Raw genomic sequence first — 10,357 nt, 5'->3', positions numbered from 1 at the left:
CCCCTATGTGCTGCAGGCGATCAAAATTCTGCGCAAGGAGCTGGCTGGCAAGGTACCGCTGATCGGCTTTGGCGGTGCCCCGTTTACCCTGGCCTGCTACATGGTTGAAGGCAAAGGTTCCAAGGATTGGGCCACCATTAAACGGATGATGTATGCCGCCCCCGATGTCTATGCGGCCCTGATGGAAAAAGTCACCATGATGGATATGGAATACCTGAACGCCCAGATCAAGGCAGGTGCCCAGGCGATCCAGATTTTTGATACCTGGGGCGGGGTGCTTTCACCCACTGACTATGAAAAATATGTTCTGCCCTATACCACCAAGCTGATCAACGGACTGAACCGTAAAGAGACGCCGATCATCCATTTTGTGAAAGGTTCCGGCACCATGCTGCCAACCGTACAAAAAGCCGGTGGTGATGTGATGGGACTGGACTGGCATATCAACCTTGGTACTGCCCGCGATATTCTCGGACCAGAGATGGCGGTACAGGGCAACCTGGATCCAACTACCCTCTATGCCCCCCACGAGGTGATTGAACAGGAAGTCAAACGGGTTCTGGATGAAAACGGGGGACGACCGGGACATATCTTTAACCTGGGCCACGGCATTCTGCCCACCGTACCGCCTGCAAACGCCAAATTTATGGTTGATTGCGTGCACAGACTTTCACAGAGGTAAGTACCTATGTCCGTTTCCATGAAAAATATCGTACTGTTTGTGACTGACCTGCAAAAGGCTAAGACCTTTTATGCTGACCTGCTGGGTCTGCCGTTGGCTGGTGAAAGCCAGATGATGATGGAGTTTTTTCCCGGCTCCGGCACCACCCTTGGCATTGCGTTGGCACTGCAGGATGACGCCAAGGCACTGGTCGGGCGCTATACCGGCATCTCCCTGAATGTTAAAGGGATCGACAAGCTCTGTGATCGTCTGAAAGGAGGCGGCGCAACATTTATTGAACCGTTGGAAGAATCCCCCTGGGGTAAGATGGCGGTGGTGGCAGATCCTGACGGCAATCAGTTTGCGTTGGTAGAAATGCCCAAATGATCACCGTAGATTGCCGGTTACTGGACCAGTTGACAGAAAAGGCCAGGACTTCTCCACGCCTGCGGATGAACCACAACTTTCATCCGGCCAACGAATCTGTCTGCCATCGGCTATTGAACGCCATCGAGCCTGGTTCGTACATCCGCCCCCACTGCCACCTTGATCCTGAAAAGGACGAGAGTTTTGTCTTGTTGCGTGGTCAACTGGGGGTGATCTGTTTTGACGCTAAAGGCGAGGTAATCGAGACCGCACTGCTGATTGCAGGATCAGATCAGGCCGTTATCACTATTCCCCATGGAATCTTTCATACGGCTGTCAGTCTAGCACCGGGCACCGTTTTTTTTGAAACAAAGGCAGGCCCCTATATCCCGCTTACTGAAGCAGAGATCGCTTCCTGGGCACCAGTGGACACAGACCCTGCCTCAACTGCCTGCCTGCAACAGTTATGCGCGCTTTTCAACTCACACTGATTGTCTTCCTGTTGTTTTTTAGTACCACGAGTCAGGCCGCCCCTAAAATGCGACCCTACAGCGGTATCGGTGTATTGCAGACTTCCTCTGTTGGTGTTACCGACGCACTTCAGCTTTATAGCGATCCCGGCGTCGCCCGCTGTTGCAGGATTGAGACATCTGCCATCAAACAGCTGAATAGCTGGTTGCTTGGCAATGACCAGCCACCATCCTTGCTGGTGACAGCACGTAAAGGCGAATGGCTTGAGGTGGAACATGACGATGCCGGCAGAACCGGCTGGATCATGCAGGAGCGCCGTTGGAGCTACACCCCATGGGAACAGTATCTGAAAGGCAAGCTGATTTTGTTCCTCCGCAATAGCCCGAAGAACCAGACCCAGATTGTCACCCGCCCCGGTGCCAGCAAAGGGGTGCCGACAACAACCAAGCAGCCGATGAAGGTGATTATGGCACAGGGCGACTGGGCCTACGTCCTGCTTGATCAGGCCAGCGCAGGCTGGATCAGATGGCGTGATGCTGATGGACGCCTACTGGTCGGTTTTGAGGTTTCTTTATCCAAATAATCCGTTGACGCTCCGTTACTGCACATGTTAAGAGAGCAGTCTATGTATTCTTTAACTACTATCAATGCAGCAGCACGAGCTATCACCGCCGCGGCAGACGCAGCCGCGGAGATTACTGCTGCCCGCTGATCGTTTCGATACATCCGTTACTGAACAGCCGTAGGCATGCAGCCTGCGGCTGTTTTTTATTATTAGTCGTCAATTTATTACTGGAGGAGGTAAATCATGCGTGTGCAGCTTGTACCGGCCGGAACCGGTGAACTGACCTATGAAATCAGAAACATTGTCAATGTTGCCGAGAAACTTCAAAAATGCGGCATTACCATTAATTGGGAAAACATTGGCGACCCGATCGTGAAAGGGGAGCAGATCCCTGGCTGGATGAAGGAAATTGTTTCATCGGCGGTGATGGACAACGAAACCTGGGGCTACTGCCACACCCGTGGTGTCCTGAAGACCCGTGAGTTTATCTGTGAAACCACCAACCATCGTAGTGGCGCACAGATTACCCCTGAAGACATCATTTTCTTCAATGGCCTGGGTGATGCCATAGCAAAAATTTACGGATGCCTGACTCCTGATGCCCGCGTCCTGATGCCATCTCCTTCCTACACCACCCACACCTTGGGTGAGGTCGGACACGCCAATGCACCTTCGCTGCACTTCCGTCTTGACCCAGAAAACGGCTGGCGCCCGGACCTGGCAGAACTGCGCAGCCAGGTCAAAAACAATCCAGCTGTCTGTGCCATCATGATCATCAACCCGGACAACCCCACCGGCATGGTCTACAGCAAAGAGACCTTGCAGCAGATTGTTGCCATTGCAAAAGAGTTCGGCCTGTTTATCATCTCTGATGAAGTTTACAACAACGTCGTCTACAACGGCGAGCAGACCGTGCCGATCAGCGATGTGATTGGCGACGTACCGGCCATCTCTCTGAAGGGGATCTCCAAAGAGTTCCCATGGCCCGGTTCACGCTGCGGATGGATTGAGGTCTACAATGGTCAGTCTGATGAGCAGTTCCGCAAATATATTAACCTGATCCTGACCAGCAAGATGAACGAAGTCTGCTCCACCACACTGCCGCAAACAGTTATCCCGGCAATCATGCAGCATCCCCAGTATCAGGTCTACCTCAAGGAGCGGATCAGCCTGTACGAAAAATCCAGCAACATCACCTACAACTTCCTTAAGGATGTGCCAGGGCTGCTGGTTAACCGCACCAATGGTGCCTTTTATATGGCTGTTGCCTTCAAGGAAGGAGTTTTAAATAACAGCCAAAGCCTGCCTATTGACAACGATGAGGTGCGCTGTCTGGTTGAGTCGCTGGTTAACCAACCGGGCGTATCGCCGGACAAGCGCTTTGTGTATTATACCCTTGCGGCCACCGGCATCTGCACGGTACCACTTTCATCCTTTGCCACCAGCCTTCAGGGATTTCGTGTTACTCTGCTGGAACGTGATCCTGCAGAGACTGAACGGATCTACAGGACGCTGGCCAGCAAGATTACAGAATACCTGGCATCCTGAAACGGTAAAAGGCATAAAGGCCTCTCCATGGATTGCTGATAAAGTCCTCGCCTCTGGCGGGGACTTTATTTATTGCGCACACAAACAGAAAAGCCCACGATTGCTCGTGGGCTTCTGTGCTCAAACCGGACAATGTCCGGGATTTATTTTGGCGTCCCCAGCCGGATTTGAACCGGCGTCGCCGCCGTGAAAGGGCGGTGTCCTGGGCCGGGCTAGACGATGGGGACGCATGTTGGTGAGCCGCGCCGGGGTCGAACCGGCGACCACCTGATTAAAAGTCAGGTGCTCTACCAACTGAGCTAGCGGCTCAAAGGAATCTCTATTTACAACAGAACTTGTGACGATGTCAATATTTTTTATTCACCAAACGGATTTTTTAGCATCATAGTCTGATCGCGGCGTGGCCCAACCGAAACCATTACTATTGGACAACCAGCCAACTCCTCCAAGCGCTTGACATATTTTATAGCATTTTCAGGTAGTTGATCAAATGAACGTACGCCGGTAATATCAGTATTCCACCCTGGCAGTTCTTCGTAAACCGGCACACAATTTTCAAAGGTCTCAAGCTTCGCAGGAAGCGTTTCAAGCTCCTGCCCCTCAAAGGTATATCCGGTACAGACTTTAATGGTCTCAAAATCACTCAGCACGTCCAGCTTGGTCAGGGCAATACCGGTCAGGCCATTGATACGCACTGCATAACGTATAACCATGGCGTCAAACCAGCCGCACCGACGGGGGCGGCCGGTGGTTGCACCAAACTCGCCACCAACCTGACGTAGTTTCTCGCCGGTTTCCTCCAGCAGCTCTGTAGGGAACGGACCGCTACCGACACGGGTCACATAGGCCTTGGAGATACCGACTACCTCGTGGATTTCACGGGGAGAGACGCCGGTACCGGTTGCCGCACCACCAGCACAGGTGGAAGATGAGGTGACAAAGGGATAGGTGCCATGATCAACATCAAGCAGCGTACCCTGGGCACCTTCAAACAACAGCTTCTTACCGGCAGCAACCGACTTTGACAGCACCAGAGAAGTATCAGCCATATACTTTTTCAGAATCTCAGCATAGTCCTGATAGGCACGATAAATAGCATTATAGTTCAGAGGCTCTTCACCGAGCCGTTCCAGAATAGCATTTTTTTCTTCAAGGTTTTCACGCAGCTTACGGCTGAAAGCCACCGGGTCAATCAGATCCATCAACCGGACACCACGACGTCCAATCTTGTCCTCATAGCAAGGACCGATACCGCGACCGGTAGTACCGATCTTTTTATCGCCGCTCTTGGCCTCTCGGGCAATATCAATCGCCTTGTGGTACGGCATGATAATATGCAGCGACTCAGACAGCAGCAGGGTGTTGTCATCCTGCAGGCGACCAGCTGCCTTTAGTCGGTTCACCTCCATAATAAACACTTCAGGATCAAGCACCACACCGTTACCGATTACGCAACGCTTGCCAGCATGCAGCACACCGGAAGGGATCAGGTGCAGCACCACCTTCTCGTCACCAACCACCAGTGTATGTCCGGCGTTGTTGCCACCTTGATAGCGAACAATCTCGTCTGCATACTCTGTATAAATGTCAACAACCTTGCCCTTACCCTCATCGCCCCACTGGGCGCCTACCACTACGACGTTTGCCATTGTCATGTACTCCTGATTGTTTCAGCTTTGCAGCAAAACTGCTGCAAAAGCTGTTCACGCGTCATGTTTTGTTCTGTGCGATCTGCTGACTGTATCAGCCTGTACTGTCCCTGTTCTTGCGCGCTGTCACCAATTACCAGCACAGCCCGTATGCCGGATTGGACAGCGTAGCACAGCGATGCCTCAAGATCACGCTTGATGATATCACGTGCTACGGCGTAGCCTCTTTGCCGTAGTTCGCGGGACAGCTCAAGTGCCTCGCGCCGATCATCAGCTGCGTTAAAGATCAGCAGATCACGCTGTTCGTGCTGCGTCTCCCCCTGAAGCTCAAGCGCCTGCATCAGGCTAAAGAGGTTACAGGTGAAGCCGGTTGCAGGGGCATCAAAACCGTAGCGGCCAATCAGATCATCATAACGCCCGCCACTGAACAGGGCATCACCAATCCCCGGCACAAAGCCTTCAAAGGTAAGACCGGTATGGTAATCAAGCCCTCGGGTTTCTCCTAGATCGATGGTCAGGCAGTCGCTTACACCGTGCAGAGCCAATATTTCAACCACCTCGACAATATTCTGTAAGGCCTGTCTTGAGCGCTCATTACGAACAATTCGTGCAGCTTCTTTCAGCACTTCACAGCCACCAAACAATCGTGGCAGAGCCATCAGTTCTGAACGAGACGACTCAGATACTGGATAGCGACCAAGCAGCATTTCCACCGATGAAACATCCTTTAACGCAACCGCCTGCTGGATGGCCCGTAACGGTTCACCAACAAGGCCTGAAGCCTCAAAGACCCCCTGGCAAAAGGCAACCTGCCCAAGATCCACCTTAAAATCCCGTAGTTTGGCAGCGTTCATCACCTCAACTGCCATGGCCACCATCTCTGCATCCGCTTCAGGAGAATCAAGACCGATCAACTCAACACCGGCCTGCATAATCTCACGACTGCGACCGCTTTGCAGCTCTGCATGGCGCAACACCCGCCCGGCATAACTGATCCGGTGCGGCAGCGGCTGATCTTTCAAACGGGTGGCGACAATCCGTGCAATTTGCGGGGTGCTGTCTGGTGGTATGGCCAGTAAACGACCGGTCTGCCAGTCATCAAAGCGGAAGGTGCGGGAACGTAGCCCTTCTCCCATCCCGATGGCCAGCACATCCTCAAACTCAAGTGCAGGGGGTAAAACCTGCTGGAACCCCCAGGCAGCAGCCACACGCAGCACCTGCTGTTCAAGTTCCGACAATCGGGCAGCACGGCCCGGCAGGTAATCAGCTACACCACGGGGCAAGGCGGTATCAACGATTTTTACGTCCAATCTGGTCACTTTCTTGGTTGCAAACTGTTTAAGGCACACAAAAGCCGGAGGAGTATGCCATATCCCCCGGCCTCTGTCAAAATAAAGCCTGTGTGAATATCGCCGTTGACCTCTTTCTGATGCAGTTTAAAGGCACCGACAAGGTGGCCAATACCTTTGGACCGATCATGGTGGTCTGGTTCGCCTCCCTGGCGCTTTCAGGTGCGGTCTCGGTGGCCTCCCATCCCAGTGTGTTGTTTGCGATCAGCCCCCACTACGCCCTGCAGTTTCTGCTGCATAACGGCCTGGCCGGATTCATTGTGCTGTCTGAGGTCATCCTCTGCGCCACCGGCGGTGAGGCGCTGTATGCCGACATGGGGCATCTGGGGCGTAAGCCAATTGTACGGGCCTGGTCTATCGTCTTCTGGGCGCTGTACCTCAACTACCTGGGACAGGGGGCCTTTATCATCTCCCATCCCGATGCCAAGAACTACCTGTTCGGCATGGTGCAGCATCAGGCGCCGCTGCTGTATATCCCGTTCGTGATTCTGACCATCCTGGCCATCATTATCGCCTCCCAGGCCATGATCAGCGGGGTTTTCTCGATTGTCTACCAGGGGATTACCACCCGCATCCTGCCGCTTTTGAAGGTGGATTACACCTCCAGCCATCTGAAATCACAAATCTACATAGGTTCAATCAACTGGATGCTGATGATTGCAGTGGTGGTGATCATGCTGGTGTTCCGAAAGTCGGAAAACCTGGTCTGGAAACTGTTTGCCACCATTAAGCGCCAGACACCCAACTTTGTGCAGTTTAACAAGCTGCCTGCCAGCAGGCTGCAAGGGGTGGTAATGAGGGTGGAGATGTAGCAGGCTGGTCAAATCAAACGTCTTGGGGTATAAGCACAAAAGAACGGTTCTGCCGTTACTACATGTACCTCAGGATGTTGCATGACCCACAAACATGAAGATTCCTTCTGGGGCGGTATTATCAAGGCCCTGGGGCTGGTGTTTGGCGATATCGGCACCAGCCCTATCTATACCCTGACCATTGTTTTTACCCTGACAAAGCCGACTGAGGCCAATGTCTACGGCATTTTGTCGCTGGTGTTCTGGACCATGACCATCCTGGTGACGGTGGAGTATGCCTGGCTGGCCATGTCTCTGGGGCGTAAGGGACAGGGGGGCGAGATCGTCCTGCGGGAGATCCTGATCAAGATGCTCAAGCAGGGGCGGCTTTTGGCCTTTGCCGGGTTCCTCTCCTTTCTGGGGGTCTCGCTGCTGCTGGGGGATGGCGTGATCACCCCGGCCATCTCGATCCTCTCCGCCGTGGAAGGTCTGCTGCTGATCCCCTCGCTGTCCGGTATGAAGCAGTCACTGCTGGTGTTGATTGCCGCCCTGATCGCCTTTACCCTGTTCTTTTTCCAGTCTCGCGGCACCGACAAGGTGGCAAAGATCTTTGGGCCGATCATGGCCCTTTATTTTGGCGCCCTGATGGTCTCCGGTCTGGCTTCAATCGCCGGTATGCCCGGCATCATCAAGGCGATCAGTCCCCATTACGCCTTTGAGTTCTTTCACCAGAACGGCTTTGCCGGCTACATCGTGCTGTCGGAGGTGATCCTCTGTGCCACCGGCGGGGAGGCGTTGTATGCCGATATGGGGCACCTGGGGCGCAAGCCGATTGTGCGAGCCTGGTATTTTGTCTTTTTTGCCCTCTATCTCAACTATCTTGGGCAGGGCGCCTTTATTCTGGGCAGCGGCCAGACCAAGAATATCCTGTTCGCCATGATCAACCATCAGGCGCCGCTGCTCTATATCCCGTTCCTGCTGCTGACCATCATGGCCACCATCATCGCCTCCCAGGCGATTATCAGCGGGGTGTTTTCCATCGTCTACCAGGGGATCACCACCCGGTTGATGCCGCTGATGAAGGTTGATTACACCTCCACCCATATCCAGTCCCAGATCTATATCGGGGCGGTCAACTGGACCCTGATGACTGCCGTGATCTTTGTGATGTTCTTTTTCCAGAAATCAGAAAATCTGGCTGCAGCCTACGGTATGGCCGTGACCGGTTCCATGACTATCACCGCCATTATGATGATGATGGTCTATTCCCACACCATGAAAAAGTGGAAGGTACCGATTGTTGCAGTGGTAGGCGCCATTGACCTGATCTATTTTACCTCCACCTTTTCCAAGATCCCCCACGGCGCTTACTGGTCGATCATTCTGGCAGCTATTCCATTCATCACCATCATGGTTTGGACCAGGGGGCAGAAGGCGCTTTATCATGCCCTCAAACCACTGGATCTGGAGACCTTCATGGTCTCCTACGAGCAGATCTTTGGTAAAGGACGTAACATACCCGGCACCGGTCTGTTCTTTGTGCGGGGGTTGGATGTGATCCCGCCCTATCTGGTGCATTGCGTGATCCGCAGCAATATCATCTATGAACGTAATGTCTTGATCTCAATCCTGCGGACCGATGAGCCGTTCGGGGTTGAAAGCGTGCATACCAAGGAGATGGGGCCGGGGTTGGAGGGATTTGAGATCCAGGCTGGCTATATGGAACTGATTGATATTGAAAAGATTATCAGGGATCATGGGATAACAGAAAAGGTCATTTTCTACGGTATTGAGGATATCACCACTACGAACCCGGTCTGGAAGTTCTTTGCTGTGATTAAGAAGCTGACCCCTAACTTTGTGCAGTTTAACAAGTTACCGGCGGCAAAGCTGCAAGGGGTGGTGACAAGGGTGGAAATGTAAAGTCAGTGTGTTCTCGTTGAAGTAAGGTTATATGCGCCCCGCAGATTTTCCGGTGGGGCGTTTTTTTATGCTTCCTTTCTGACAAGGGAGGGACGGGGTGGGTTATACCGCAGGAATCTGCGGCAGGTACTGCTCAAACTGTTTCTTGTCAATGGCGCATTTGTACGCCTCTTCCGGGTTGATCTGCCTGGTCTTGAGCAGGTCCAGCAGATGCTGATCCATCAACTGCATACCGTCTTTTTTTGCGGTCTGAATGATGGAAGGGATCTGGAAGGTCTTGCCTTCGCGGATCAGGTTGGCAATGGCCGGGGTGCCCAGCATGATCTCCAGTGCCGCCACCCGACCGTGTCCCTCGGCGGTCTTGAGCAGTTGTTGGCAGACTACCCCTTTCAGGGATTCCGACAGCATGGTGCGGACCTGATCCTGTGATTCCTTGGGAAACACATCAATGATCCGGTCAATGGTCTTGGCTGCCGTATTGGTATGCAGGGTGCCGAAGACCAGGTGGCCGGTTTCGGCGGCGCTCATGGCCAGTTGGATCGTCTCCAGATCCCGCATCTCTCCCACCAGGATGATGTCCGGGTCTTCCCGCAGGGCGGCACGCAGGGCCGAGGCGAAGGAGTTGGTGTGTGCCCCGATCTGTCGTTGGTTCAAAAGCGATAGCTTGTTTTCATGGATGAACTCCAGCGGGTCTTCCAGGGTCAGGATATGCTCCGGGCGGGTGGCGTTAATCAGGTCGATCAGGGCGGCCAGGGTGGTGGATTTGCCGGACCCGGTTGGACCGGTCACCAGTACCAGCCCCTTTTTGAAGTTGGTCATCCGCCGTACCCCTTCCGGCAGGTTCAGCTGGTCTGCGGAAAGGATCTTGGCCGGGATGATTCTGAAGACCGCTGCTACGCCACGGTGGGTCATCATGATGTTGCCCCGGAAACGGGCCAGTTCCGGTACAGCGTAGGCAAAGTCCAGGTCATTGGTGGTTTCAAACTGGGCCTTCTGCTCATCGTTAAGGATCTCATACAGAATCGGTATAAGTT

Annotated in this window: 9 protein-coding genes, 2 tRNA genes and 1 pseudogene; 7 read left to right on the top strand and 5 right to left on the bottom strand. The window is 53.5% G+C overall.

The features are described from left to right. The 5 genes from OEL57_RS09955 to OEL57_RS09935 all read left to right on the top strand — a co-directional run. Positions 1-682 (top strand): uroporphyrinogen decarboxylase family protein (locus OEL57_RS09955; RefSeq protein ID WP_300740176.1); only part of this gene is annotated, 682 nt, incomplete at its 5' end. Positions 683-688: 6 nt separating this feature from the next. Beyond that, on the top strand, positions 689-1,048 hold the full coding sequence (locus OEL57_RS09950; RefSeq protein WP_300740174.1) for a VOC family protein: 360 nt from the start codon (positions 689-691) through the stop codon (positions 1,046-1,048). Continuing rightward, positions 1,045-1,518: a WbuC family cupin fold metalloprotein gene (locus OEL57_RS09945; protein WP_300740172.1), complete on the top strand. Its 474-nt coding sequence runs from the start codon at positions 1,045-1,047 to the stop codon at positions 1,516-1,518. Before OEL57_RS09950 ends, OEL57_RS09945 begins: the two co-directional genes overlap by 4 nt. A gap of 47 nt (positions 1,519-1,565) precedes the next feature. Beyond that, positions 1,566-2,081 carry a hypothetical protein gene (locus OEL57_RS09940; RefSeq protein WP_300740170.1) on the top strand — a complete coding sequence of 172 codons (516 nt, stop codon included), beginning with the start codon at positions 1,566-1,568 and terminating at the stop codon, positions 2,079-2,081. A 225-nt stretch (positions 2,082-2,306) separates the two neighbouring features. Then, a complete protein-coding gene (locus tag OEL57_RS09935; RefSeq protein ID WP_300740168.1) occupies positions 2,307-3,611 on the top strand; it encodes a pyridoxal phosphate-dependent aminotransferase in 1,305 nt (434 codons plus the stop codon). A 149-nt stretch (positions 3,612-3,760) separates the two neighbouring features. Here OEL57_RS09935 and OEL57_RS09930 read toward each other — a convergent pair. The 4 genes from OEL57_RS09930 to OEL57_RS09915 form a co-directional block, all read right to left on the bottom strand. Beyond that, a tRNA-Glu gene (locus OEL57_RS09930) sits at positions 3,761-3,838 on the bottom strand. Positions 3,839-3,844: 6 nt separating this feature from the next. Beyond that, positions 3,845-3,920: transfer RNA gene (locus OEL57_RS09925), tRNA-Lys, on the bottom strand. A 47-nt stretch (positions 3,921-3,967) separates the two neighbouring features. After that, entirely contained in the window at positions 3,968-5,260 is a 1,293-nt protein-coding gene (locus OEL57_RS09920) for an adenylosuccinate synthase (protein WP_300740166.1), read from the bottom strand. Between the two features lie 2 nt (positions 5,261-5,262). Then, entirely contained in the window at positions 5,263-6,570 is a 1,308-nt protein-coding gene (locus OEL57_RS09915; protein ID WP_307726504.1) for an ATP phosphoribosyltransferase regulatory subunit, read from the bottom strand. Positions 6,571-6,668: 98 nt separating this feature from the next. On the opposite strand from OEL57_RS09915, the pseudogene OEL57_RS09910 reads away from it, so the two are divergent. Continuing rightward, a pseudogene (locus OEL57_RS09910) lies at positions 6,669-7,313 on the top strand (KUP/HAK/KT family potassium transporter); the annotation flags it as partial. Between the two features lie 189 nt (positions 7,314-7,502). Continuing rightward, complete coding sequence (locus tag OEL57_RS09905) at positions 7,503-9,323, top strand: KUP/HAK/KT family potassium transporter (RefSeq protein ID WP_300740162.1); 1,821 nt, start codon at positions 7,503-7,505, stop codon at positions 9,321-9,323. Between the two features lie 102 nt (positions 9,324-9,425). Here the strand turns inward: OEL57_RS09905 and OEL57_RS09900 are convergent. Then, on the bottom strand, positions 9,426-10,357 hold a 932-nt coding region (locus OEL57_RS09900; RefSeq protein ID WP_300740159.1), incomplete at its 5' end, for a type IV pilus twitching motility protein PilT.

It is taken from the genome of Trichlorobacter sp., from assembly GCF_030247655.1.
Taxonomy (GTDB): domain Bacteria; phylum Desulfobacterota; class Desulfuromonadia; order Geobacterales; family Pseudopelobacteraceae; genus Trichlorobacter.
Note: the sequence above shows the minus strand (reverse complement) of the source record. Positions and strands in the feature narration are given on the sequence as shown.

Coding starts and splice junctions, on each gene's coding strand:
- OEL57_RS09905 (WP_300740162.1), top strand. CDS start 7,503: ATGACCCACAAACATGAAGATTCCTTCTGGGGCGGTATTATCAAGGCC.
- OEL57_RS09935 (WP_300740168.1), top strand. CDS start 2,307: ATGCGTGTGCAGCTTGTACCGGCCGGAACCGGTGAACTGACCTATGAA.
- OEL57_RS09950 (WP_300740174.1), top strand. CDS start 689: ATGTCCGTTTCCATGAAAAATATCGTACTGTTTGTGACTGACCTGCAA.
- OEL57_RS09945 (WP_300740172.1), top strand. CDS start 1,045: ATGATCACCGTAGATTGCCGGTTACTGGACCAGTTGACAGAAAAGGCC.
- OEL57_RS09940 (WP_300740170.1), top strand. CDS start 1,566: ATGCGACCCTACAGCGGTATCGGTGTATTGCAGACTTCCTCTGTTGGT.
- OEL57_RS09920 (WP_300740166.1), bottom strand. CDS start 5,260: ATGGCAAACGTCGTAGTGGTAGGCGCCCAGTGGGGCGATGAGGGTAAG.